The sequence below is a fragment of the Streptomyces sp. NPDC059917 genome (assembly GCF_042730635.1).
Lineage (GTDB): Bacteria > Actinomycetota > Actinomycetes > Streptomycetales > Streptomycetaceae > Streptomyces.
Window position 1 is genome coordinate 45,661 of the sequence record NZ_JBHWLC010000024.1, and the last position, 23,874, is coordinate 69,534.

A 23,874-nucleotide genomic window follows, 5' to 3' on the forward strand; every position below is an offset into this window, starting at 1 on the left:
CAGTCATGAAGATTCTCGTCGTCATGACGGCCAAGGCCACGCTCCACCTCCTGGACGGTGAACAGCACCCCTCGGGATTCTGGGCCGAGGAATTCGTGGTTCCCTATCGGCTCTTCAGGGCCGCGGGCCACAGCGTGGACGTGGCGACGATCGGCGGGCGGGCCCCCACCGTCGACCAGACCAGCGTCGACGCCGCCTTCCTGCGGTGGGTCCGGCCGCAGGGCTCCGAGGACGACGACGCGGCCAACGCCGCCGCCTACCTGCGGGCCATCGAGGAGACCCCGCAGCTGAAGCGGCCGATCGCCCTGGAGACCCTGGGCGAGAAGGACGTCGCCGACTACGACGGGATCTACGTCAGCGGTGGTCACGGCGCCATCGGGGACCTCCCCAAGTCCGACGAGCTCGCGCAGGTCCTGCGGTGGGCCATCGCCCAGGACAAGCCGCTCGCGACGGTCTGCCACGGCCACACCGCGCTGCTCGCGCTGCGCGACGGCGAGGGCCGGTGGCCCTTCGAGGGCTACCGGATGACGGCCTTCTCGCACGGCGAGGAGATGGTCACCAACATGGCGGGCCGGCTCCCGCTGATCCTCGAGGTCGAACTCACCCGGCTCGGCGCCCGCTACGAGAAGGCCGAGGCGATCTGGGACTCGCACGTGGTCGTGGACCGCAGGCTCACGACGGGACAGAACCCCTACTCCTCCAAGGCCCTTGCCGAGACGTTCCTGCGTCAGCTCGACCAGGGGTAGCGCACCCGCCCGCACCCGATACCGGAAGGCAGCCATGACGAAGCGTCTGCTCAAGGGCCAACCCCTCGCCAACCCCGGGAAGCTGTTCATCGGCGGCACCTGGGTCGAGGCCCGGGACGGCCGGACCGAACCGGACGTCAGCCCCGTGGACGGCCAGGAGATCGTGCCGGTGGCCCAGGCCGCCGCCGCCGACGCGGACGCGGCCGTGGCCGCCGCCCGCACGGCGTACGAGGAGGGCCCCTGGAGCAGACTCTCCGCACAGGAGCGCGCGCTCAGGCTGAACCGGGTCGGCGAGCTGATCGAGCGGGACCTGGAGGAGATCGCGCTGCTGGAGACCGTGGACATGGGCAAGCCGTTCGCCTTCTCCAGCACCGTGGACGCGCCCATGGCCGCCCAGCTCATGCACTACTACGCCGGGGCCGTGACCCGGGTGGAGGGCTCCTCGCGGGCCCCGGCGGGCGGCCAGCTCGCCTACACGCTGCGGGAGCCGGTCGGGGTGGTCTGCGCCATCACCCCCTTCAACTTCCCGTTGCTGCTGTCGATGACGAAGATCGCACCGGCCCTCGCGGCGGGCAACGTGGTCGTGCACAAGCCCTCTCCCGCCACCCCGCTCACCGCGCTGAAGATCGCCGAGCTGTTCCAGGAGGCCGAGATCCCGGACGGGGTGCTCAACGTGATCACCGGGCCCGGGGTGGAGCTGGGCGAGACGCTGACCGGGCATCCGGGCATCGACAAGATCGCCTTCACCGGCTCCACCGTCGTCGGCCAGTCCATCATCCGCAGGGCGGCCGACACCCTGAAGAAGGTCACGATGGAACTCGGCGGCAAGTCCGCCAACATCGTCTTCGCCGACGCCGACCTCGACGCCGCCGAGGAGCTCGCCTTCTTCGGCATCTACTACAACAAGGGCGAGATCTGCACCGCCGGTTCGCGGCTGCTGCTCCAGCGGCCCGTCCACGACGAGATGGTCGAGCGCCTGGTGCGCCGGGCCGCGGCGCTCAGGCCCGGGGACCCGCGCGACCCGGCCACCCTGTTCGGGCCGCTGGCCCACCAGGGGCAGTTCGACAAGGTCGGTTCCTACGTCGAGATCGGCCAGAAGGAGGGCGCCGTCCTGCGGGTCGGCGGCACCGGCTGGACCCCGGAAGGGGCCTCGGCGGAGGGCCTGTACTTCCTGCCGACCGTCTTCACCGGGGTGGACAACGGCATGCGGATCGCCCAGGAGGAGATCTTCGGGCCGGTCCTGTCGATCATCCCCTTCGACACGGAGGAGGACGCCGTGCGCATCGCCAACGACAGCGCGTACGGCCTCGCCGCCGGGGTGCACACGAAGGACCTGCGCCGGGCCCACCGGGTCGCCTCGCAGATCAAGGCCGGGACGGTCTGGGTCAATTGCTACAACCAGTACGACCCCTCGGTGCCGTACGGCGGCTACAAGGCCTCCGGCTTCGGCCGCGAGTGCGGCCCCGAATCCCTGGAGAGCTACACCCAGACCAAGTCGGTCTGGATCGGCATGGACTGAAGGGGCACCCATGGTGCCCCGCATCGTCGAATCCCTGAAGTCCATGCACTTCGAGACCCTGGCCGTCGCCGGAAGCGCCCCGCGCGCGACGGACGCGGAGCGTCCGGCGCATTACACGGCGGGCGACGACGCGAAGGCCAAGGAAATCGTCGCGGGAATCGTCGCCGATCTCGGATTCGCCCCCGTCGACACCGGTCCGCCGCATTCCGGAGGAATTCTCCAGCAGCCCGACGGGCCCCTCTTCAATCATCCGTTCACGGAAGCGCAGGCCCTCGCATGGATATCACACTGAAAGTGAACGGGGTCGAAGAGCGGTTCGCCGCCGAGCCGAACGAACTGCTCGTCGAACGGCTCCGCGACGGGCTCGGCCTCACCGGAACCAAGGTCGGCTGCGACACCGGCCAGTGCGGCTCCTGCGTGGTCCGGCTCGACGGGAAGTCCGCCAAGAGCTGTCTCGTCCTCACCGTCGCCGCGACCGGCCGCGAGGTCTCCACCATCGAGGGCGTCGCCGGGCCCGACGGCGAGCTGAACGGACTCCAGGAAGCCCTGCGCCAGGAGCACGGCACCCAGTGCGGCTTCTGCACCCCCGGCATGGTCATGGCGCTCGGCGAACTCGTCGACACCACCGCGGGCGGCCCCGCCCCCACCGAGCCCGAGATCCGCGAATGGCTCACCGGGAACCTCTGCCGCTGCACCGGCTACCACAGCGTCGTCCGGGGCGTGCAGCGCGCCTGCGCGACGTCGAGACAGGAGGGGTGAAGACCATGACCACCGTGACGGGGGAGACCGGACTCCACGCACCGGGGCTGCTCGGGCAGCCGATCGACAGCCGCGAGGACCCGCGCCTGCTGCGCGGCGAGGCCGTGTACGTCGCCGACATCGACCTGCCCGGGACCGCCCACATGGCGATCCTCGGCAGCGAGGTGGCGCACGCGAAGATCCTCGGGATCGACACCAAGGCCGCGCGGCAGATGCCCGGCGTCCTGAAGGTGGCCACGGCGGCCGACTTCACGGAGCTGATGCCGCTGCCCTGCATCTGGATACCCGGCGGGGTCGAGAGCCACTTCCCGCCCCACCCGTACGGACTTCCGGGCGCCCGCCCGGTGCTCACCGGCGACGCCGTGCGCCACGTCGGCGACCCGATCGCCGTGGTCGTCGCCGAGACCGAGCGCCAGGCCGTGGCCGCGCTCGCCGCCATCAGCGTGGAGTACGAGCCGCTGCCCGTGGTCACCCGGGCCGACGCCGCCCTCGCCGACGACGCGCCGCAGCTCCACGAAGCCGTCCCCGGCAACCTCAACGCGTACTGGACCTGCGGGGACCAGGAGCGTACGGACGCGGCCATCGCCGACGCCGAGGTCACCGTGGAGCTGGACCTGGTCAACCAGCGCACCATCAACAGCCCCATCGAGCCGCGCGGCGCGATCGGCGCCTACGACCGGGCCACCGGCGAGTACACCCTCTACTCCTCCACCCAGGGCCCGCACAACCACCGCTTCCTGCTCTCCGCGCTGGTCCTCGGCATCCCCTTCAACAAGCTCCGGGTGATCGCCCCGACCGTCGGCGGCAGCTTCGGCACCAAGGGGTACCTCTACCCCGACATGGCCCTCGTCCTCGTCCTCGCCAAGGCCCTCGGCCGCCCCGTGAAGTGGGTCGACACCCGCACCGGCCTGATGAACTCCACGGTCCAGGGCCGCGACCACCGCCAGCACGTCACCCTGGCCGGGACCCGCGACGGCCGGATCACGGCCGTGCGCTGCACCAGCTACGCCAACCTCGGCGCCTACCCCTCCACCATCGGACCCGGGGTGGCCACCGCGCTGATGGGGCGCTCGATCACCGGCATGTACGCCATCGACGCCGCGTTCTGCGAGGTGTACGCCGCCTTCACCAACACCGTCCCGCTGGGCGCCCAGCGCGGCAGCGGCCGGGCCGAGGCCGCCTTCCTGATGGAACGCCTCGTGGACCGGTACGCGGGGGAGATCGGCATGGACCCGGCCGCCGTCCGGCGCCGCAACCTCGTCCCCGCCGACCGCTTCCCCTACGACAACGGCCTCGGCTGGACCTACGACTCGGGGAACTACCGGGAGAACTTCGATCGGGCCCTGGAGCTCTCCGGATACGCCGACGTGCCCGCCCGCAGGGCCGAGGCCCGCACCCGCGGCAAGCGCCTCGGCGTCGGCCTCGCCACCTACGTCGCGATCTGCGGGGTCGGCCCCTCCACCCGGATGTCCCAGGAGGGCATGCTCGGCGGGACCTGGGAGAGCGCCAACATCCGGGTCCACCCGACCGGCGAGGTCAGCGTCACCGTCGGCTCCGCCTCCACCGGCCAGAGCCACGGCACGGTCTTCGCCCAGGTCGCCGCGGACGAGTTGGGCATCGACGTGGACACCGTCAACGTCTACGAGGGCGACACCCTCAAGGCCCCCTACGGCCAGGGCACGTACGGCAGCCGCTCCTACAGCATGGCCGCCCCCGCCGTCGCCCTCACCGCCCGCAAGATCAAGCGGAAGCTGGTCCGCGCCGGAGCCGTCTTCCTGGGCATCCCGGAGGAGCGGGCCGCCTACGCGAACGGCAAGGTCTTCGAAACGGGCAACGAGGAGAACGCGAAGACCTTCGCCGAGCTCGCCATGGGCCTGTGGTACGGCTGGGGACTGCCCGCCGACATCGAACCCGCCCTCGACGAGACCACCCACTTCGACCCGCCGGACTTCAACTACCCCTTCGGCAGCCACGTCGCCGTCGTCGAGGTGGACGAACTCACCGGCGAGGTCGAGGTGGTGGCCTACACCGCCGTCGACGACGCAGGCAACATCGGCAACCCGAAGGTGGTCCTCGGCCAGATCGAGGGCAGCATCGTGCACGGCCTCGGCCAGGCCCTGATGGAAGCCGCCGAATACGACGACCAGGGCGTCCTGGTCACCGCGGACCTGCGCGACTACGCCCTGCCCCGCGCCGCCGACGTCCCCTTCTTCGCCCTCGACAAGACCTGCACCCCAAGCCCCCACAACCCGCTGGGAGCCAAGGGGGCCGGGGAGATCGCCACCGTGCCGCCCGCCGCCGCCGTGGTCAACGCGGTCGTCGACGCCCTCGCGGACCTCGGCGTCCGGCACATCGACATGCCCCTCACCCCGGAGAAGGTCTGGCGCCGCCTGCGCGGAGAAGGAGCGGAGCAGTGATCCCCACCGCGTTCGACTACGTCCGGCCCGACGGCGTCGAGGAGGCCCTGGCCCTCCTCGCGGGCACCCCGGGAGCGCGCGTCCTGGCCGGTGGCCAGAGCCTGCTCCCGGGACTGCGCACCGGGGAGGCCGTCCCCGGCGGCGGGCCGGTCCGCCTGCTCGTCGACGTCACCCGGCTCGAAGGGCTGCGCGGCGCCGTCCGCACCCCCGCGGGGCTGCGGATCGGCGCCCTCACCACCCTCGCCGAACTGGCCGCCGACCCGCTCGTGCTGAGCGAGGCCCCCGAGCTGGCCGCCGCCGCCCGCGCCAACGGGGACCCGCAGGTCCGCAACCTCGGCACGGTCGGCGGCAACCTCGCCGCGCCCGGCCGGGCCACCGACCTCCCGGTGGCCGCCCTCGCCGCCGACGCGCTGGTCGAGCTCGCCGCGCCCGGCGGCCGGTCCACCCGCACCGCCGAGGAGTTCACGGCCACCGGACCGCCACCCGACACGCTGATCACCGCGCTGCTGGTGCCCGCCGCGGGAGCGGCCGGTGCCTTCGAGAAGACCGCCGACCGGGCCACCCGCTACCCGGTCTGCGCGGTCGCCGTACGGATCACCCGCCACGGGCCGCGGATCGCGGTCACCGGGGCCACCGCCCGGGCGGTGCGGCTGCACGGGGTCGAGGAGCTCCTGCGGGGCCGCGAGGCGTACCCGACGCAGGAGGTGCTGGCGGCCTTCCGGGCCCAGCCGCGGGAGCTGTTCGTCCCCGGGCGCGGCACCTCGGCCGAGTACCTCGGCCACCTCGCGGGAGTACTGACGGCCCGGGCCCTGACCAGGGCCCTGGCCGCATGGACCGCACTCGGCTGAGCGCGGCCGCGCAGCGACGCACCACGGGGGAGTGAGAGCAGTGGCCCACCTGCCCAAGACGACGACGGGAGTGACGGTGCACCCTGCCGGTGGGGCGGCCGCGCCCTCCAGAGGCTCCGGCTTCTGGGTGATCGGCGCGGTCCTCGTGCTCCTGATGCTCTCCTCCTCCGTGCCCTCCGCCCTCTACGTGCTCTACCAGCACAAGTGGGACCTCTCCGCCGCGATGATCACGGTGGTCTTCGCCCTGTACGCCGTCACCGTGCTCGGCGGCCTGCTGCTCTTCGGCTCCCTCTCCGACACGCTCGGGCGCCGTCCCGTGCTCGGCGCGGGACTCGTCCTCGCGATCGTCTCCATGGCCCTCTTCGCGGGGGCGCGGGGACCGGGCTGGCTGCTCGCCGCCCGCGCCGTGCAGGGACTCGCCGTCGGACTGGCCACCGGGGCCATGGGCGCCGGACTCCTCGAACTGGCCCCGCGCTCCCGGCCCGCCCTCGGGGCCCAGGTCAACAGCGCCGGACCGACGGTCGGGATCGGGCTGGGCGGGCTCGGGGCCGGACTCCTCGTGCAGTACGGGCCCGCGCCCACCGCGCTCAGCTACCTGCTGCTCATCGGCGCCTTCGCGCTCACCCTGATCGGGGTGGTGCGGATGCGGGAGAGCGCCCCCGGCGCCGCCCGGCCGGGCCGCGGCTTCTCCCTGAGCCCGCACCGGATCGGCGTACCCGCCCCGGTCCGCCGCCGCTTCGCCGTCCTCGTCCTGACCATCGTCGCCGTCTGGTCGGTCGGCGGCTTCTACCTCTCGCTCGGACCGCACCTGGCGCTCTCGCTCCTCCAGAGCACCAACTACCTCGTCGGCGGCGCCACCGTGGCCCTCCTCGCGGGCGCCGCCACCACCGCCCAGCTCTTCCTCGGCCGGACCGAGGCCCTGCGCACCGCCGTGCTCGGCCTGTGCGCGCTGCTCGCCGGACTGGCACTGGTCCTGCTCGCGCTGGGAGTGCGCTCGGCCGCCGTGTTCCTGATCGGCACCGCGGTCCTCGGGGCCGGCTGGGGCGCCGCCTTCCTCGGCTCCTTCCGGGCCCTGAGCGCCCTCGCGGAGCCGGCGCACCGGGGTGAACTGACCGCCGCGGTCTACGTGTTCGCCTACCTCGCCATGAGCGTCCCGGCCGTCCTCGCCGGGTTCCTCACCAACATCCACGGGCTGCACCGCACCTCGGTCGGCTTCATGGCCGCCGTCGCCGCCGTCTGCGCGGTGGCCCTGTGGGTGACCCTGCGACTGGCCGCCCGCACCCGGGCCGAGGGGGGCACGCCGTGAACCCGTCCGAGCTGCGCACGGCGCTGGGCGCACTGGAGATCTTCGCCGCGCTCACCCAGGACCAACTCGACTGGCTGGTCTCGGTGTCCGAGCCCCGCGCGCTCGCCGACGGCGAGGTGCTCTTCCGCGACGGCGAGGACGCCACCGGCTTCCACGTGCTGCTCTCCGGCGGCCTGGTCGTCACGAAGGTCGTCGACGGCCGGGAGGAGGTGCTCACCCGGCACTTCACCGAGGAGGAGGGCGGCGCGGCCGAGGAACACGACGGCAAGCCCGCCGCCGCCCACCGGTTCACCGGCGAACTGCCGCTGCTCACCGAGGGGGCGTACGTGGCCACCGCGGCGGCCAGCGGCCCCGCCACCACCGTCGTCACCTACCCCCGGCCGGTCTTCTTCGACATGCTGACCCGCTGCCACGGGGTGGCCGCGGTCCTGCTGCCCGTGTTGGCCTGGCGGATCAAGTCCTCCGAGATCCAGGCCCGCAAGCGGGCCACCGTGGAGGCACTGGGCACGCTCGCGGCGGGCCTGGCCCACGAGTTGAACAACCCGGCGGCGGCCGTGGCCCGCGCCGCCCAGGAGCTGGCCCCCGCCCTGGACGGGCTCACCCGGACCGCGCAGTCCTGGGGAGCGGCCGCCACCGGCGCCGAGCGGGCCGTCCTGGACCGGATCGCGGACGAGCTGGACAAGCTCCCGCCACCGGCCACCACCGACCCGCTGGCCCAGGCGGACGCGGAGGAGGCGATCGGCGACTGGGCCGAGGAGGCGGGGGTGGAGCGGCCGGGCTCGCTCGGCGCCGGACTCTCCGACCTCGGGCTGGAGCTGGGCTGGCTGCTGGAACGGTTGGAGGGGATCGGCGAACCGGCGCTGCCCGCGGCCCTCGACCACCTGGCGGCCCTGCTGGAGGTCCGCGCGCTGGCGGCCGAGCTGCGCGCCGCCGGACCACGGATCTCCCACCTGGTATCGGCCACCCGTGATTACGCCAATCTCGACCGCGCGCCCGAGCAGCGCTTCGCGGTGACCGACGGACTGGAGAACACGCTGGTCGTGCTCAGGTCCAAGCTCCCCGGGATCAGCATCGTGCGCGCCTACGACCCCGATCTGCCCGAACTGACGGGCTATCCCAGCGAGTTGAACCAGGTGTGGACGAATCTGGTCGACAACGCGGCCGAGGCCATGGAGGGCTCCGGAGTGCTCACGCTGCGTGCCCGCGCCGAGGGCGGGTGCATGGTGGTGGAGGTCCGCGACACGGGCCGCGGCATTCCCGAGAGCTCCCTGCCGCGGATCTTCGAGCCCTTCTACACCACCAAGGACGTCGGCAAGGGCACCGGGCTCGGGCTGCACCTGAGCTACCGCATCGTCACCCAGCGCCACCGCGGCTCCATCACGGCGCGGTCCCGGCCGGGTGAGACGCGGATGGTGGTCCGCCTCCCGCTGGCCCCGGCCCCGCCCCCGCCGTCCGCTTCCGACGAACCCTGACCGCGCGCCGCGCACCACCCACCCCAGTTGAAAGGGAGTCGACATGGCCACCTACGACATCGCCACACTGCACCCGGTCTTCGTCCGGCAGATGGACGCGCTGGCCGCGCTGGACATCGAGGCGGTGATGAGGAACTACACCGACGACGCCGTGCTCCTTCGATTCGAAGGAGCCTCGGTGGGGATCGACGCGGTACGGGAGACCTTCACCGGCTACCTCTCGGTGAAGCCCACGCTGGTCGAGCTCCAGGAGTACGTGGAGACGGAGGACACGATCTTCTACCGGGCGATCATGAACCTCAACGGCGAACCGGAGCACGCGTTCGGGACGCTCGTCGTCCGCGATGGCCGGATCTGGCGCCAGACCGCCGGCTTCGGCGGCTGACTCCCGATATCTGGGTAGCGTGTGCGGGGAGGGCGGGGGCAGCGCCCTCCCCGGCACGCGGAGCAGTGGGGCAAAGGGGAGGTCATGGAATCGGAAACCGGGCGCGTCGAGGCGTTCAGTGACGGCGTGTTCGCCATTGTCATCACGATTCTCGTGCTGGAGATCAAGGTTCCGGAGGAAACCGGATCCGCCCTCTGGCACGGTTTGTGGGAACAGTGGCCGCATTACGCGGCATACGTGGTGAGTTTCCTCATCATCGGCGTCATGTGGGTCAACCACCACACCATCTTCATTCACCTCAAGAAGGTGGACAGGCCGCTCCTGTTCCTCAATCTCCTGGTGCTGATGGTGGTTTCGGTGATCCCGTGGACCACCTCCGTGCTCGCGGAGCACCTGGACGACGGGGATTCGGCCAACGCGGCCGCCATCCTCTACAGCGCGTGGACGGTCGTCTACGCCCTCGCCTATCTCGGCTTCTGGTGGTACGTCACGCGCGTGGGCCACCTCTTCCACGAACACGTGGACCGGGAGGGCGCCCGCGCCACCCGGATGCGCTTCGGGCTGGGAGCCATCGCCTACCCCTGCACCGTGGTCCTGTCCTTCTTCTCCGCACCCCTCACTCTCGTCGCCCACTTCCTGATCGCGCTCTACTACGCGGCGAACCAGATCCCCATCCCCCTCGTGATAGAAGAAGAGCGGCTCGAAAGCACCAGCGACCTCATGAAGTAGCCGCAGCGCCCTACGGGCGGTTGTGCCGGTCAAGTAGGGTATTGGATCTAGCTGGTCGCGGGGGAGGCCCGGATGGCTCGCGTAGTCCTGCCGGAGGAATCCGCCAAGGATGTCTCCGAATTGATCGACGTTCTGATCTCGCTGTTCTTCGAGTCCTTACCCCGGCGGGACCAGCGAAACTGGGCCCGCGTATATCTGAACGGCCTCGTGCGGACCAGCGGAAAGAAGACCATACGGAATATCGCCGGAACCGGCGCGAGTTCCGTGGAGCAGAGCCTCCAGCAGTTCATCAGCAAGTCACCCTGGGACTGGACGCCGGTACGCCGCTCCCTCGCCCAGCACCTCGAACGCACCGCCCAGCGCCCGCTGGCCTGGGTGGTGCAGCCCATGGTCATCGAGAAGGCCGGCGACCGCTCGGTCGGAGTGGGCCGCCAGTTCGTCCCCCAGCTCGGTCGCACCGCCAACTGCCAGCAGGCGGGCGGCATCTGGCTCGCCTCCAGCGAGGCCAGCTTCCCCGTCGAGTGGACCCTCACCCTCCCCGGGCCCTGGACCAGCGAACTCCTGCACCGCCGCCGTGCCGGCATCCCGGACACGGCCCGCTCGCTCACCCCCGCGCAGGACGCCGTGCTCGCCGTCCAACGGATGGCCGCCAGTTGGCAGTTGCAGCGCAGGCCGGTGGTGATGGAGGTGGCCAACACCGACATCGCGCACACCATCGAATCCTTCTCCCTCCAGGACATCCCCTTCGTTCTGAAGGTCGACGGATCGCTGCCGGTCTCCTTCGGGGGCGCCGGCCGCCACAAGCCCGGACCGCACACCGCGCCCGCCCGCGAGCTGATCGACTCGCTGCGCTCGCAGCGCCGGGTCGTCGAGTGGACCCGGCACGGCCGCGGCGAGGGCGCGGTCACCCTGCTGACCGCGGCGGCCGTCCTCGGCACGCCCCTGGAGGACCGGGCCGCACCGGCGCCCACCCCGCTGCTGCTGGTCGGGGCCTGGACCGAGGCCGCCCTGCTGCCCTCGGAATTCTGGATCACCAACATCGGCGACCGGCCGCTCGCCCAGCTCTTCCTGCTGGCCAAGCTCACCGACCGGGTCTCCCTCGACTTCGCCGGGATCTGCGAGCCCGTCGGCATCCGGGACTTCGAGGGCCGTTCCTTCCGGGGCTGGCACCACCACGCCACCCTCGCCAGCGTCGCCCACGCCGCGACCCTGCTGGGCGCGCGCGGCCGGGCCGCCTCCGATCCGTACCCCGGACCGGCCAGGCCCCCCGGTCAGCACCGCGGCGCCCCCGCCGTACTGCCGCCCCGGCCCCTGATACCCGGCCAGGCGACCCGCCGCGAGTTCATCCGCTGACCGGTGGCCACCGCGTGGCCCCGCGCTCCGCGCGTGGGTCCTTTCCGTACCCCCCTGCCGGGACTAAGGTCCCGTAGGAAAGAACCAATCGGCCCACCACGTCCTGGACGATCGCCCCGGGCTGCACCAACGCCAGGACATGGGAGAATGAAGTACGTGCGTTTCCTCGGCTGCCCTGTCAGGGCAGGCGGCCCCTCCGATCGACTGGGATGTTCAGCACGTGCGTTTCCTCAATGACCTGAAGCCGCCGTACGACCTGACGTACGACGATGTGTTCATGGTGCCCAGCCGTTCCTCGGTGGGCTCCCGTCAGGCCGTCGACCTCTCCTCGCCCGACGGGACCGGCACCACCATTCCCCTCGTGGTCGCCAACATGACCGCGATCGCGGGCCGCCGGATGGCCGAGACCGTCGCCCGCCGCGGCGGCATCGTCGTCATCCCGCAGGACATCCCGATCGAGGTCGTCACCGACGTCATCTCGTGGGTGAAGACCCGCCACCACGTGCTCGACACCCCGATCACGCTGGCCCCCACGCAGACCGTCGCCGACGCGCTGTCCCTGCTCCCCAAGCGGGCGCACGGCGCCGGCGTCGTCGTCGACGCCGACAACCGCCCGATCGGCGTCGTCACCGAGCACGACCTGTCCGGTGTGGACCGCTTCACCCAGCTCTCCGAGGTCATGTCGAAGGAGCTGCTGCTCATCGACGCCGACATCGACCCCCGCGAGGCCTTCAACCAGCTCGACGCCGGTCACCGCAAGCTGGCCCCCGCCGTGGACAAGGACGGCCGCCTCGTCGGCATCCTGACCCGCAAGGGCGCGCTGCGCGCCACCCTCTACACCCCCGCCACCGACGCCGACGGGAAGCTGCGCATCGCGGCCGCCGTCGGCATCAACGGCGACTTCGCCGTCAAGGCCAAGCAGCTGCTGGACGCGGGCGTCGACACCATCGTCATCGACACGGCCCACGGCCACCAGGAGTCGATGATCAACGCGATCAAGACCGTGCGCGCGCTCGACCCGCAGGTCCCGATCGTCGCGGGCAACATCGTCGCCGCCGAGGGCGTCAAGGACCTCATCGAGGCCGGCGCGGACATCATCAAGGTCGGTGTGGGCCCCGGCGCCATGTGCACCACCCGCATGATGACCGGCGTGGGCCGTCCGCAGTTCTCCGCGGTCATGGAGTGCGCCGCCGAGGCGAAGAAGCACGGCAAGCACGTCTGGGCCGACGGCGGCGTCCGTCACCCGCGCGACGTGGCCATGGCACTGGCCGCCGGTGCGTCCAACGTGATGATCGGCTCCTGGTTCGCCGGTACGTACGAGTCCCCGGGCGACCTCCAGCAGGCGGCCGACGGCCGGCTGTACAAGGAGTCCTTCGGCATGGCCTCCGCGCGCGCCGTGCGCAACCGCACCTCCGAGGAGTCCGCCTACGACCGCGCCCGCAAGGCGCTCTTCGAAGAGGGCATCTCCACCTCCCGCATGTTCCTCGACCCGGCCCGCCCGGGCGTCGAGGACCTGATCGACTCGATCATCGCGGGCGTCCGCTCCTCCTGCACCTACGCCGGTGCCGGCTCGCTCGCCGAGTTCGAGGAGAAGGCCGTCGTGGGCATCCAGTCCGCCGCCGGTTACGCCGAGGGCAAGCCGCTGCACGCCAGCTGGAGCTAGTCCCCCCCCCCCGCACCGCCTCGCGGCCCCCGGCCCGTCCGTTCCAGGACGGGCCGGGGGTCGCGGTCGTTCCCGCCCGGGTCTCAGCGCTCCGAGCTGTGCACCCCGGCCCGGTACTTGGGGATCCGCACGGTGATCTTCATGCCCTCGCCGACGGCCGTCTCGAAGACCAGCCCGTAGTCGTCCCCGAACACCTGCCGCATCCGCTGGTCGACGTTCGGCAGCCCGATGCCCGTCCCGCAGCCGGTCGCCTCCCCGGCCAGGATCCGACGCAGCAGCGCCGGGTCCATCCCCACCCCGTTGTCCTCGATGGTCAGCACCGCCTCCGGGCCCGCGTCCCGGGCCGTGATGGTGATCCGGCACTCCCCGGAGGAGTCCTCCAGCCCGTGCTTGACCGCGTTCTCGACCAGTGGTTGCAGGCACAGGAACGGCAGCGCCACCGGCAGGACTTCGGGTGCCACCCGCAGGGTCACCTTCAACCGGTCCCCGAACCGGGCCCCGGCCAGCGCCAGATACTGTTCGATGGAGCGCAACTCGTCCGCCAGCGTGGTGAAGTCCCCGTGGCGCCTGAAGGAGTAGCGCGTGAAGTCGGCGAACTCCAAGAGCAGTTCGCGCGCCCGCTCCGGATCGGTGCGGACGAAGGAGGCGATCGCCGCCAGCGAGTTGAAGATGAAGTGCGGCGAGATCTGCGCGCGCAGCGCCCGGATCTCGGCCTCCATCAACCGGGTGCGCGAACGGTCCAGTTCGGAGAGCTCCAGCTGTACGGAGACCCAACGGGCCACCTCGGTGGCGGCCCGCACCAGCACCGCCGACTCCTGCGCCCCGTACGCCACCAGCGCCCCCAGCACCCCGTCCTCCCCGGTGAGGGGGGCGACGACCTCCCACTTCAGGACGCAGCCCGGCTCGCGGCAGTCCGTGTACCCGCTGCTGCCGCGCCCCGACTCCCACAGCTGCGCCGCCCGCTCCATCGCCCGCCGCCCGTGGTGACCGGCCCCCGGACCGTCCCAGGCCAGCACCTTCTCCCGGTCGGTCAGGCACAGGGCCTCGGTGCCGAGCAGCGAGCGCAGCCGCCGGGCCGCCTTGCGGGCGGTGTCCTCGGTGAGCCCGGCGCGCAGCGGGGGAGCGGCCAGCGAGGCGGTGTGCAGGGTGTGGAAGGTGGCCCGCTCCACCGGAGTGCCCAGACCCGAAGCGCCGCGATCGGCCCGGCGCGCGTGCAGTCGGCCCAGCGCGTACCCCACGGCCAGGACCGCGCAGGCCGCCGCCGTCGGCGCCAGGAGCGCCGCGCCCGTCACCGGGCGTCCCCGGGGCCGGGGCGCCGGCCCTCGGCCCGGCGCACCAGCTGTTCGGGCAGGTGCAGCCGGGCCAGGGTGGCCGCCGTCCCCTTCGGTATCCGGCCCGGGGTGGCCAACGACACCAGCACCATCGTCAGGAAGCCGAGCGGCACCGACCAGGCGGCCGGCCAGGCCAGCAGGGTGGTCGGCCAGCCCGCGGGAGCCAGCCCCGCCCGGGTCGCCAGTACCGCGCCGAGCGCGGCCCCGCCCCCGACCACCAGCCCGGTCACCGCACCGGGCGGGGTCAGCCGGGGCCACCAGATCCCCAGCACCAGCAGCGGGCAGAAGGAGGAGGCCGACACCGCGAAGGCGAGCCCCACGGCGTCCGCCACCGGCACGTGCGAGGCCAGCACCCCGCCGATCAGCGGCACCGCCATCGCCACCAGCACCGACAGCCGGAAGGCCGCGGCCCCGCGGAAGCCGCCCGGCGCCGCAGGGCCCCCGCGCCCCCGCGCCGGCAGCACGTCCTGGTGCAGCACCCCCGCCACCGCCATCGTCAGCCCGGACGCGGTGGACAGGAACGCGGCGAAGGCGCCCGCGGCGAGCAGCGCGCCCAGCAGCTCGCCGAGCAACCCGCCGACCAGCCGCGCGGGCAGCACCAGGACCGCCGCGTCGGTGTCACCGGTGAAGGCGAGCTCGGGAGCGTAGATCCGGCCCAGCGCCCCGTAGACCGGCGGCAGCAGGTAGAAGGTGCCGACCAGCCCGAGCACGACCAGGGTGGTGCGCCGCGCGGCCCGCCCGTCGGGGCTGGTGTAGAAGCGCACCGCGACGTGCGGCAGCCCCATGGTGCCGAGGAAGGTGGCGAGGATGAGGCCGTACGTCGCGTAGAGCCGGTACTCCTCCCGCTTGCCCGAGAGCGGCTGGGACCAGGACGCGGCGGCCGGCCGGTCGCCCGCGCGGGCCGCGGGCAGCGTGCTGCCCGACGCGAAGTCCAGCCGGGTGCGGGCCGCCACGGTGTGCTCGCCGACGCCCAGCGCGGTGGTGTCCCCGGTGTACGTCCGGCCGTCGATCCGGCCGGTGACGCTCAGGACGAGCGGCGCGTCCAGGGTCATGCGCACCTCCTGGCCCAGGGTGACCGAGGCGTGCTCCCGGAGCACCGCCGGGGCGTCGAAGGTCGCGCGCGGGGCGCCGTCCCCGACCCAGGCGGCGATCAGGAAGAAGGCCGGGACCAGCAGCGCGGTGAGCTTGAGCCAGTACTGGAAGGCCTGCACGAAGGTGATGCTGCGCATCCCGCCCGCGCCCACGGCCACCGTGACCACGACGGCCACCACGAGCCCGCCCGCCCAGCGCGGGGCGCCGGTCAGGATCTGCAGGGTCAGGCCCGCGCCCTGGAGCTGGGGCAGCAGGTACAGCCAGCCGACGCCGAGGACGAAGACCACCGCGATCCGGCGCACCGCCCGCGACTCCAGCCGCGCCTCGGCGAAGTCGGGCAGCGTGTACGCCCCCGAGCGGCGCAGCGGCGCGGCCACGAGCACCAGCAGCACCAGGTACCCGGCCGTGTACCCGACCGGGTACCAGAGCATCTCCGGCCCCTGGAGCAGCACCAGCCCGGCGATCCCGAGGAAGGACGCGGCGGAGAGGTACTCCCCGCTGATGGCCGCCGCGTTGAGCCGGGGGCCGACGGTGCGCGAGGCGACGTAGAAGTCGGAGGTGGTGCGCGATATCCGCAGCCCGAGCCCGCCGAGCAGCACCGTGGCCAGGACGACGACGGCGACCGCGCTCAGCGCGTACGTCTGGTTCACCGTGCGGCCTCGGAGGGGAAGGGGGGCGGTTTGCGGTCACCGGATTCTAGGCGCGTCCCCGCCGCGGGCGACAGGCCGGATCCACCGCCGCGGCGGGGCGCGGCGCGGACCGGGTCAGCGCATCCGGTCGTGCGCGTGCGGGTGCTCGCAGTCGCGGTGCTCGGCGCAGTCGCGGCGGGCGATCTCCAGCTCCACGTAGGACTCCTCGGCCCGCCGGAAGGCCAGGGTCAGGGCCGCTTCCGCGCGCGGCGGCAGGTGCTGGCGGCAGCTCTCGTCGGCTTCGTAGAGGACGTCGGCCCAGCGCGCGGCGGCGCTGCGCAGCCGGGCCAGCAGGGCCTCGGCCTCGGCCGGACCGGTCGGCCGGGTGCGCGGCAGTCCCTGCAGGGCGTCGAGCAGCGCCTGGATCTCGGACATCTCGCTCCTCCCGCCCGGAAGATCCACGATAGGGGCGGGCGGACCGGCCGCGGGGCCGGCGGGGCGCCTCCTGCGGCCGACGGCCCCGCCGGATCGCCGTACGCGCCGTGCCGCGCGACGAACGGCGCCCGCGCAGCGCCGGGCGGTCGCGCGGGCGGGGGCCCGCGGGGGTCAGCCGGTGGCCTTGCGCATCAGGAGGTCGCGCAGCTCCCGGGCGTGACGACGGCTCACCTGGAGCTCCGCGGCGCCGACCCGGACGCTGGTGGTGCCCGCGTCCAGACGCAGTTCGTCGATCCGGTCGAGCGCCACCAGGTGGCGCCGGTGTATCCGTACGAAGCCCCGCGCGGCCCAGCGCTCCTCCAGCGTGGACAGCGGGATCCGCACCAGATGGCTGCCCTCGCCGGTGTGCAGCCGGGCGTAGTCCCCCTGGGCCTCGACGTACGCGATGTCCGCTATCGCCACGAACCGGGTCACCCCGCCCAGCTCGACCGCGATCTGCTCGGCGGCCCGCTCCGCACCGGTGGCCGGCGCCGCGACCGCCGCCGGGGCGGCCGCGGCGCCGGGCGGTGCGGGGCGCCGGGGGCCGCTCGGGGCGGGGAGCGCCGCGGCCGGTTCCCGGTCGTGCCCCAGCAGCGCGCAGACCCGGCGCACGGCCTCGGCCAGCCGCTCCGGCCGGACCGGCTTGAGGACGTAGTCCACCGCCTTGAGGTCGAAGGCCTGGACGGCGAAGCCCTCGTGCGCGGTGACGAAGACGATCAGCGGCGGCGAGCTGAACCCGGCGAGCAGCCGGGCGATGTCCAGCCCGGTCAGCCCCGCCATGTGGATGTCCAGGAAGACCACGTCGAGCCCGTCGGCCCCGTCCGGGCCCGACTCCACGGCGAGGGTGATGCGGCGCAGGGCCTCGGTGGCGTCGGACGCCCCGACCGCCGCGCCCACGCGCGGGTCGGAGCGCAGCAGGTAGAGCAGCTCCTCCAGGAGCGGCTTCTCGTCGTCGACGGCCAGTACGCGCAGCATGGGGGCAGTCTAGAGAGGGCCCCCGAGGGGTGGAACGGGGTGTGCGTCACCGCCCCGGCCCCGCGGGACCCCGGCGCCGGGTCGGCCGGCGGCGTCGGCGAACCCGGCCCGGCGCAGGGCCGCGGCCACGGCCAGCCCCAGCACCCGGTGTCCCTCGTCGTCGGGGTGCAGCCCGTCGGCCAGGTGGCCGGGGCCCAGCAGATCGCGCCCCGGGAGCAGCACGAGCCGCGCGTCCCCGGCCGCGACCCGCTCCCGCACGGCGCGCTCCATCGCGTCGCGCAGCGCGCCCAGGGTGGCGCCGAGCCGGTTCGGGGTGCGTTCGGCGTCGGGGCGCAGCACGGGGGAGAGGACCAGCAGCGGGGTCCGCGGGTGCCCCTGGCGGATCAGCTCGACGAAGGCGCGCGTGGTCTCGTACATGAGGGGGACGGAGAAGGGCACCCGCGACCAGCAGTTCGTGCCGAAGGCCAGGGTCAGGGCGTCGGCGGGCAGGGCGGCGAGCTGCTCGGCGGTGGCGAGCTCGCCGCGGGCGGCCCCCGCGTAGCCGAGGTTGACCGCGTCCCAGCCCAGCGCCCGGCCGGCCACGGCGGTCCAGCCGTGGGCGGGGCGGGTGGACCACCAGCCCTCGGTGATGGAGTCCCCGTGCACCACCCAGCGCGGCGTCCGGGGCGCCGGGGCGAGCGGCCCGCCGACCCCGCGCAGGCCCAGCACCAGCGGGGCCTGGGCCTCGGGCGGGTGGAGGGTGAAGGGGCCGCCGCCGGGCGGCAGCCCTATGCGCACGACGGCCTCCGCGGCCGGTTCGGTGAAGACCTCGGCCAGCCGCCCGGTCCGGTCCCACAGGGCGAAGCCGTGCGCGAGGTCGCGCAGCGCGTCGGTGGGTCCGGGCACGGTGGCCCGGTAGCGGATCTCCACCGCGCGCGCCGCGGGCCCGGCGGTGAACTCCAGGCGCACTCCGATCGGCAGGGTGGCCCGTTCGCCGGTGTCCCACGGCAGCCGCGCCGTGTCGGCGGGATCCGCGCGCACGGCCCGGCCCTTTTCCAGCCAGGCCACTCCGCGCAGGAAGGGGGCGGGGTCCAGCCAGTTCCGGTCGTGCGGGTCCAGGTCCATGTCGGCACGCTGCGCGAAATCTGACGAGGTGTCAATGAAAGGGGTCGAAAGGGGCCCGCGCACTGATCGATCATCTGCGCGCAACAAAGGACCATTCCGGCCAGATCCGCGCAATGATCGTGCGGCAATGTGCAAGGATGGTGCATTACGGGCGGTATCACTCAGCTCGTAGGCTCACTCGCTGTACGTGGAGTGGCGCGGACCGCCTGCTCGGCGGTCCCCCCATGCCCAGGCGAGCTTCCGCCCTGCCTGTTCCTGCTCCGGACCGCTGCGGTCGAACGCCTGAACACCCCACCCGCAGTGACAAAGGAGTCCCCCTCGTGCTCGATCACGGCCAGGCGCCACCGCTCACGTCCCCGCCCCGCAGGCCCGTCCACCCGTTGCTGCGCCGCAAGCCGGTCGACCAGCTGGTCGCCGAGGGCGGTCAGGGCGAGGGCGGCACGCTGCGCCGCTCGCTCACCATGTGGCAGCTGACCATGATCAGCATCGGCGCCACCCTGGGCACGGGCATCTTCGTCGTCCTCGGCGAGGCCGCCCCCAAGGCCGGACCCGCCGTCACGATCTCCTTCGTCATCGCGGGCCTGACCGCGCTCTTCTCCGCCCTCTCCTACGCGGAGCTGGCCGGATCGGTCCCGGTCTCCGGCTCCTCGTACTCGTACTCCTACGCGACCATGGGCGAGTTCATCGCCTGGATCTGCGGCTGGTGCCTGGTCCTGGAGTACGCGGTGTCCGTCTCGGCCGTCGCCGTCGGCTGGGGGCAGTACCTCAACGAACTGCTCGACGGGACGATAGGCGTCACCATCCCCGAGAAGTTCTCCGCCGCCCCGATGGGCGAGGGGGGCTGGATCAACCTGCCGTCGCTGGTCGTCGTCCTGCTCGCCATGGTCTTCCTGATGCGCGGTGCCAAGGAGAGCGCCCGGATCAACACGATCATGGTCGTGGTCAAGATCGTCACGCTGTTCCTCTTCATCGGCATCGGCGTCATGGGCATCAAGTCCGGCAACTACGCCCCGCTCGCACCGCTCGGCGTCACCGGCATCAGCGCCGCCGCCTCCACGCTCTTCTTCTCCTACATCGGCTTCGACGCCGCCTCCACCGCGGGCGAGGAGGCCAAGAACCCCAAGCGGGACCTGCCGCGCGCGATCATGCTCTCGCTGGGCATCGTGACCGTCCTCTACATCCTGGTCGCCTTCGTCGCCGTCGGCGCCATGCCGTGGCAGGACTTCGGCAACACCGAGGCCGCTCTCGCGAAGATCATGACCGACGTCACCGGCCACAGCTTCTGGGGCGTCGTCCTCGCCGCGGGCGCCGTCGTCGCCATCGCCTCCGTCGTCTTCGCCGTCCTGTACGGCCAGACCCGCATCCTCTTCGCGATGTCCCGCGACGGCCTCGTCCCCAAGGTCTTCGCCAAGGTCGACGCCAAGACCGGCGCCCCCCGCGCCAACGTGCTGATCGTCTCCCTCTTCTGCGGCGCCCTCGCCGCGTTCATCCCCCTGGGTGAGCTGGCGAACGCCACCAGCATCGGCACGCTCTTCGCCTTCGCCCTGGTCAACGTCGCCGTCGTGATCCTGCGCCGCACCAAGCCCGACCTGCCCCGCACCTTCAAGGTCGCGCTCTTCCCGATCACGCCCATCCTCGGCTTCCTGGCCTGCGGCTACATGATGTACAGCCTGCCGTCCGCCACGTGGGTCGCCTTCGGTGTCTGGATGGCCGTCGGCCTCGTGGTGTACTTCCTCTACGGCATCCGCCGCTCCCGACTGGCTACCGCAGAGAAGTGATCCACCCGCAGTGCGACTGAACGATCTCGACGAACGCATCGTGCACGCCCTCGCCGAGGACGCCCGCCGCTCCTACGCGGACATCGGCTCCGAGGTCGGCCTCTCCGCCCCGGCGGTCAAGCGCCGCGTGGACCGGTTGCGCGCCGAAGGGGCCATCACCGGCTTCACCGTCCGCGTCGACCCGGCCGCGATGGGCTGGGAGACCGAGGGCTTCATCGAGATCTACTGCCGCCACAACACCTCGCCGGACGACATCCGGCGGGGCCTGGAGCGGTATCCCGAGGTGGTGTCCGCGTCGACCGTGACGGGCGACGCGGACGCGCTGGTCCAGGTCTTCGCCTCGGACATGCGCCACTTCGAGCGGGTGCTGGAGCGGATCGCCGGCGAGCCGTTCGTGGAGCGGACGAAGTCCGTCCTGGTCCTCTCCCCGCTGCTGCGCCGCTTCACCTCGGGCGCCCCGGCGTAACGCTTCCCGCGCGGGCCCGGGGCAGGGCCGGGAGCACGGCCGGGCGGGCCCGGTGCGGGCGCCGGGGAAAGCTGCGTAGACCCGAAGGGTGACGCAACGAATCGCCGTTACGGCCCTGAAAGACGCAACGAATCGCTCGGCTGGACGCAACAGACACGCCTTGTCGACCGTCGGCAGCATCCGTACCGTCTATAGGAACCCACCCCTCCTGCCCCAGAGGTCGTCCATGCCTGCCCTGCGCACCGCTCTCCTCCAGAGTTCCGGACGGCCCGGCGACGTCGCCGCGAACCTGAAGGCCCTCGACGAGGCCGCCGCGCACGCGGCCGGCAGCGGGGCGGGTCTCCTGGTCACCTCGGAGATGTTCCTGACCGGCTACGCCCTGGAGGTCCAGGAGATCGCCGAGCTCGCCGAGACCAGCGACGGCCCGTCCGCCGTCGCCGTCGGCGAGATCGCCCGCCGCCACGGGGTGGCCGTGCTGTACGCCTACCCCGAGCGGGACGGCGCGGCCGTCTTCAACTCCGCCCAGCTGGTCGGCCCCGACGGCGCGCGCCTGGCGAACTACCGCAAGACCCACCTCTTCGGCTGCTTCGAGCAGGACGCCTTCACCCCCGGCGACGCCCCCGTCGTCCAGGCGGACCTGAACGGCCTCCGCGTCGGCATCATGATCTGCTACGACGTCGAGTTCCCCGAGAACGTCCGCTCCCACGCGCTGGCCGGCACCGACCTGCTCCTCGTGCCGACGGCGCAGATGCACCCGTTCCAGTTCGTCGCCGAGCAGCTGGTACCGGTCCGGGCCTTCGAGAACCAGATGTACATCGCGTACGTCAACCGCACGGGCCCCGAGGGCGAGTTCGAGTTCGTCGGGCTCAGCTCACTGGCCGGCCCCGACGGCACCACCCGCACCCGCGCCGGTCGCGGCGAGGAGCTGGTGTTCGGCGAGGTCGACCCCGAGCTGCTCCAGGCGTCGCGCGCCAACAACCCCTACCTGCGCGACCGCCGCCCCGGGCTCTACGCCTCCCTGATCTGACCCCTTTCCCAGCCCTGCCGCAAGGAGACGTGCCCCCATGACGTCCACGGTCCCCACCACCGCCGTTCCGCACAGCGACGGACAGCCGCCGATCACCATGTTCGGTCCGGACTTCCCGTACGCCTACGACGACTTCCTCGCCCACCCGGCGGGCCTGGGTCAGATACCGGCGACCGAGCACGGCACCGAGGTCGCCGTGATCGGCGGCGGGCTGTCCGGGATCATCTCCGCGTACGAGCTGATGAAGATGGGCCTCAAGCCCGTCGTCTACGAGGCCGACCAGATCGGCGGTCGGCTGCGCACCGTGGGCTTCGAGGGCGCCGGCACGGAGGGGCTGACCGCGGAGATGGGCGCGATGCGCTTCCCGCCGTCCTCCACCGCGCTCCAGCACTACATCGACCTCGTCGGCCTGGTGACGGAGTCCTTCCCGAACCCGCTCGCCGAGGCCACCCCCTCCACGGTCGTCGACCTCAAGGGCGAGACGCACTACGCCGAGACCATCGCCGACCTGCCGCAGGTCTACCGCGACGTGGCCGCCGCGTGGAACGCGTGCCTCGACGAGGGCGCGGACTTCTCCGACATGAACACCGCGATGCGCGAGCGGGACGTCCCGCGCATCCGCGAGATCTGGGCGAAGCTCGTCGCGAAGCTCGACGACGAGACCTTCTACGGGTTCCTCTGCAAGTCCGAGGCCTTCCAGTCCTTCCGCAAGCGCGAGATCTTCGGCCAGGTCGGCTTCGGCACCGGCGGCTGGGACACCGACTTCCCGAACTCCATCCTGGAGATCCTCCGCGTCGTCTACACCGAGGCGGACGACCACCACCGGGGCATCGTCGGCGGCTCGCAGCAGCTGCCGCTGCGCATGTGGGACCGTGCCCCCGAGAAGATCCTCCACTGGGCCCAGGGCACCTCGCTGGCCACCCTGCACGAGGGCGCCCCGCGGCCGGCGGTCACCCGCCTGCACCGCACGGCCGGCAACCACATCACGGTCACCGACGCCTCCGGCGACATCCGCACCTACCGCGCCGCGATCTTCACGGCGCAGTCCTGGATGCTGCTGTCCAAGATCGAGTGCGACGACACGCTCTTCCCGATCGACCACTGGACGGCGATCGAGCGCACCCACTACATGGAGTCGTCCAAGCTCTTCGTCCCGGTGGACCGGCCGTTCTGGCTGGACAAGGCCGTCGACGACGAGGGGAAGCCGACCGGCCGCGACGTCATGTCGATGACGCTGACCGACCGGATGACGCGCGGCACCTACCTGCTGGACAACGGCCCGGACAAGCCGGCCGTCATCTGCCTCTCCTACACCTGGTGCGACGACAGCCTGAAGTGGCTGCCGCTGTCCGCGAACGAGCGGATGGAGGTCATGCTGAAGTCCCTCGGCGAGATCTACCCCAAGGTCGACATCCGCCGCCACATCATCGGCAACCCGGTCACCGTCTCCTGGGAGAACGAGCCCTACTTCATGGGCGCCTTCAAGGCGAACCTGCCGGGCCACTACCGCTACCAGCGGCGCCTGTTCACCCACTTCATGCAGGACCGCCTCCCCGAGGACAAGCGCGGCATCTTCCTCGCGGGCGACGACATCTCCTGGACGGCGGGCTGGGCCGAGGGCGCCGTGCAGACCGCGCTGAACGCGGTGTGGGGCGTCATGCACCACCTCGGCGGCGCGACCGACGCCACCAACCCGGGCCCCGGCGACCTCTACGACGCCATCGCCCCGGTGGAGCTGCCCGAGGACTGACCGTCCCGGCGCCCCTCCCGAACCACGGGCCGCCCCCGCGCCACGAGCGCG

General features: G+C 72.5%; 21 protein-coding genes. 16 read left to right on the plus strand and 5 right to left on the minus strand.

Annotation, left to right across the window (positions count from 1 at the left end; translation table 11 throughout):
* Positions 1 to 5 precede the first annotated feature (5 nt).
* The 12 genes from ACFWAR_RS16465 to ACFWAR_RS16520 all read left to right on the plus strand — a co-directional run bounded on the left by ACFWAR_RS16465 (position 6) and on the right by ACFWAR_RS16520 (position 13,197).
* On the plus strand, positions 6 to 746 hold the full coding sequence (locus ACFWAR_RS16465) for a type 1 glutamine amidotransferase domain-containing protein (RefSeq protein WP_385777563.1): 741 nt from the start codon (positions 6 to 8) through the stop codon (positions 744 to 746).
* 34 nt (positions 747 to 780) lie between these two features.
* The gene (locus ACFWAR_RS16470; RefSeq protein ID WP_385777565.1) at positions 781 to 2,265 is read left to right on the plus strand and encodes an aldehyde dehydrogenase family protein; all 1,485 of its coding nucleotides are present in this window, start codon (positions 781 to 783) and stop codon (positions 2,263 to 2,265) included.
* A 10-nt stretch (positions 2,266 to 2,275) separates the two neighbouring features.
* Complete coding sequence (locus ACFWAR_RS16475) at positions 2,276 to 2,557, plus strand: hypothetical protein (RefSeq protein WP_385777567.1); 282 nt, start codon at positions 2,276 to 2,278, stop codon at positions 2,555 to 2,557.
* The gene (locus tag ACFWAR_RS16480; protein ID WP_385777684.1) at positions 2,554 to 3,024 is read left to right on the plus strand and encodes a (2Fe-2S)-binding protein; all 471 of its coding nucleotides are present in this window, start codon (positions 2,554 to 2,556) and stop codon (positions 3,022 to 3,024) included. The genes ACFWAR_RS16475 and ACFWAR_RS16480 overlap by 4 nt, the downstream gene beginning before the upstream one ends.
* A 5-nt stretch (positions 3,025 to 3,029) precedes the next feature.
* A complete protein-coding gene (locus ACFWAR_RS16485; protein WP_385777568.1) occupies positions 3,030 to 5,441 on the plus strand; it encodes a xanthine dehydrogenase family protein molybdopterin-binding subunit in 2,412 nt (803 codons plus the stop codon).
* On the plus strand, positions 5,438 to 6,289 hold the full coding sequence (locus ACFWAR_RS16490; RefSeq protein ID WP_385777570.1) for an FAD binding domain-containing protein: 852 nt from the start codon (positions 5,438 to 5,440) through the stop codon (positions 6,287 to 6,289). The genes ACFWAR_RS16485 and ACFWAR_RS16490 overlap by 4 nt, the downstream gene beginning before the upstream one ends.
* 31 nt (positions 6,290 to 6,320) lie before the next feature.
* Complete coding sequence (locus ACFWAR_RS16495) at positions 6,321 to 7,595, plus strand: MFS transporter (RefSeq protein WP_385777572.1); 1,275 nt, start codon at positions 6,321 to 6,323, stop codon at positions 7,593 to 7,595.
* A complete protein-coding gene (locus tag ACFWAR_RS16500) occupies positions 7,592 to 9,067 on the plus strand; it encodes an ATP-binding protein (protein ID WP_385777574.1) in 1,476 nt (491 codons plus the stop codon). Before ACFWAR_RS16495 ends, ACFWAR_RS16500 begins: the two co-directional genes overlap by 4 nt.
* A gap of 43 nt (positions 9,068 to 9,110) precedes the next feature.
* Positions 9,111 to 9,452, plus strand: coding sequence for a nuclear transport factor 2 family protein (locus ACFWAR_RS16505; protein ID WP_385777576.1), 342 nt, complete (start codon positions 9,111 to 9,113; stop codon positions 9,450 to 9,452).
* A gap of 84 nt (positions 9,453 to 9,536) precedes the next feature.
* On the plus strand, positions 9,537 to 10,181 hold the full coding sequence (locus tag ACFWAR_RS16510; protein ID WP_385777578.1) for a TMEM175 family protein: 645 nt from the start codon (positions 9,537 to 9,539) through the stop codon (positions 10,179 to 10,181).
* A gap of 72 nt (positions 10,182 to 10,253) precedes the next feature.
* Positions 10,254 to 11,534 (plus strand): IS701 family transposase, encoded by a 1,281-nt coding sequence (locus ACFWAR_RS16515; RefSeq protein ID WP_385777580.1) that lies wholly within the window; start codon positions 10,254 to 10,256, stop codon positions 11,532 to 11,534.
* A gap of 199 nt (positions 11,535 to 11,733) precedes the next feature.
* Positions 11,734 to 13,197 carry a GuaB1 family IMP dehydrogenase-related protein gene (locus ACFWAR_RS16520; RefSeq protein ID WP_385777687.1) on the plus strand — a complete coding sequence of 488 codons (1,464 nt, stop codon included), beginning with the start codon at positions 11,734 to 11,736 and terminating at the stop codon, positions 13,195 to 13,197.
* Between the two features lie 83 nt (positions 13,198 to 13,280).
* Here ACFWAR_RS16520 and ACFWAR_RS16525 read toward each other — a convergent pair whose 3' ends face one another.
* The 5 genes from ACFWAR_RS16525 to ACFWAR_RS16545 form a co-directional block, all read right to left on the minus strand.
* Positions 13,281 to 14,489 carry a sensor histidine kinase gene (locus tag ACFWAR_RS16525; protein ID WP_385777582.1) on the minus strand — a complete coding sequence of 403 codons (1,209 nt, stop codon included), beginning with the start codon at positions 14,487 to 14,489 and terminating at the stop codon, positions 13,281 to 13,283.
* Positions 14,486 to 16,270, minus strand: coding sequence for a cation acetate symporter (locus ACFWAR_RS16530; protein ID WP_385777584.1), 1,785 nt, complete (start codon positions 16,268 to 16,270; stop codon positions 14,486 to 14,488). The genes ACFWAR_RS16525 and ACFWAR_RS16530 overlap by 4 nt, the downstream gene beginning before the upstream one ends.
* 114 nt (positions 16,271 to 16,384) lie before the next feature.
* Positions 16,385 to 16,684 (minus strand): hypothetical protein, encoded by a 300-nt coding sequence (locus ACFWAR_RS16535; RefSeq protein ID WP_354381543.1) that lies wholly within the window; start codon positions 16,682 to 16,684, stop codon positions 16,385 to 16,387.
* A 171-nt stretch (positions 16,685 to 16,855) separates the two neighbouring features.
* Complete coding sequence (locus tag ACFWAR_RS16540; protein ID WP_385777586.1) at positions 16,856 to 17,698, minus strand: LytR/AlgR family response regulator transcription factor; 843 nt, start codon at positions 17,696 to 17,698, stop codon at positions 16,856 to 16,858.
* Between the two features lie 9 nt (positions 17,699 to 17,707).
* Positions 17,708 to 18,802, minus strand: a complete 1,095-nt coding sequence (locus ACFWAR_RS16545) for a GDSL-type esterase/lipase family protein (RefSeq protein WP_385777588.1) — start codon at positions 18,800 to 18,802, stop codon at positions 17,708 to 17,710.
* Positions 18,803 to 19,122: 320 nt separating this feature from the next.
* On the opposite strand from ACFWAR_RS16545, the gene ACFWAR_RS16550 reads away from it, so the two are divergent.
* The 4 genes from ACFWAR_RS16550 (at position 19,123) to ACFWAR_RS16565 (ending at position 23,823) form a co-directional block, all read left to right on the plus strand.
* Positions 19,123 to 20,580, plus strand: a complete 1,458-nt coding sequence (locus tag ACFWAR_RS16550) for an amino acid transporter (protein WP_385777590.1) — start codon at positions 19,123 to 19,125, stop codon at positions 20,578 to 20,580.
* Positions 20,581 to 20,590: 10 nt separating this feature from the next.
* Positions 20,591 to 21,046 carry an Lrp/AsnC family transcriptional regulator gene (locus ACFWAR_RS16555; protein ID WP_007262967.1) on the plus strand — a complete coding sequence of 152 codons (456 nt, stop codon included), beginning with the start codon at positions 20,591 to 20,593 and terminating at the stop codon, positions 21,044 to 21,046.
* 226 nt (positions 21,047 to 21,272) lie between these two features.
* Positions 21,273 to 22,073, plus strand: coding sequence for a carbon-nitrogen hydrolase family protein (locus ACFWAR_RS16560; protein ID WP_385777592.1), 801 nt, complete (start codon positions 21,273 to 21,275; stop codon positions 22,071 to 22,073).
* Between the two features lie 37 nt (positions 22,074 to 22,110).
* Positions 22,111 to 23,823 (plus strand): flavin monoamine oxidase family protein, encoded by a 1,713-nt coding sequence (locus ACFWAR_RS16565; protein WP_385777594.1) that lies wholly within the window; start codon positions 22,111 to 22,113, stop codon positions 23,821 to 23,823.
* The last annotated feature ends 51 nt before the right edge of the window (positions 23,824 to 23,874 follow it).

What these genes read in the sequence shown, in the direction of transcription:
- ACFWAR_RS16565 (WP_385777594.1), top strand. Translation starts at nt 22,111, where the DNA reads ATGACGTCCACGGTCCCCACCACCGCCGTTCCGCACAGCGACGGACAG.
- ACFWAR_RS16545 (WP_385777588.1), bottom strand. Translation starts at nt 18,802, where the DNA reads ATGGACCTGGACCCGCACGACCGGAACTGGCTGGACCCCGCCCCCTTC.
- ACFWAR_RS16470 (WP_385777565.1), top strand. Translation starts at nt 781, where the DNA reads ATGACGAAGCGTCTGCTCAAGGGCCAACCCCTCGCCAACCCCGGGAAG.
- ACFWAR_RS16465 (WP_385777563.1), top strand. Translation starts at nt 6, where the DNA reads ATGAAGATTCTCGTCGTCATGACGGCCAAGGCCACGCTCCACCTCCTG.
- ACFWAR_RS16505 (WP_385777576.1), top strand. Translation starts at nt 9,111, where the DNA reads ATGGCCACCTACGACATCGCCACACTGCACCCGGTCTTCGTCCGGCAG.
- ACFWAR_RS16510 (WP_385777578.1), top strand. Translation starts at nt 9,537, where the DNA reads ATGGAATCGGAAACCGGGCGCGTCGAGGCGTTCAGTGACGGCGTGTTC.
- ACFWAR_RS16485 (WP_385777568.1), top strand. Translation starts at nt 3,030, where the DNA reads ATGACCACCGTGACGGGGGAGACCGGACTCCACGCACCGGGGCTGCTC.
- ACFWAR_RS16540 (WP_385777586.1), bottom strand. Translation starts at nt 17,698, where the DNA reads ATGCTGCGCGTACTGGCCGTCGACGACGAGAAGCCGCTCCTGGAGGAG.
- ACFWAR_RS16475 (WP_385777567.1), top strand. Translation starts at nt 2,276, where the DNA reads ATGGTGCCCCGCATCGTCGAATCCCTGAAGTCCATGCACTTCGAGACC.
- ACFWAR_RS16560 (WP_385777592.1), top strand. Translation starts at nt 21,273, where the DNA reads ATGCCTGCCCTGCGCACCGCTCTCCTCCAGAGTTCCGGACGGCCCGGC.
- ACFWAR_RS16515 (WP_385777580.1), top strand. Translation starts at nt 10,254, where the DNA reads ATGGCTCGCGTAGTCCTGCCGGAGGAATCCGCCAAGGATGTCTCCGAA.
- ACFWAR_RS16535 (WP_354381543.1), bottom strand. Translation starts at nt 16,684, where the DNA reads ATGTCCGAGATCCAGGCGCTGCTCGACGCCCTGCAGGGACTGCCGCGC.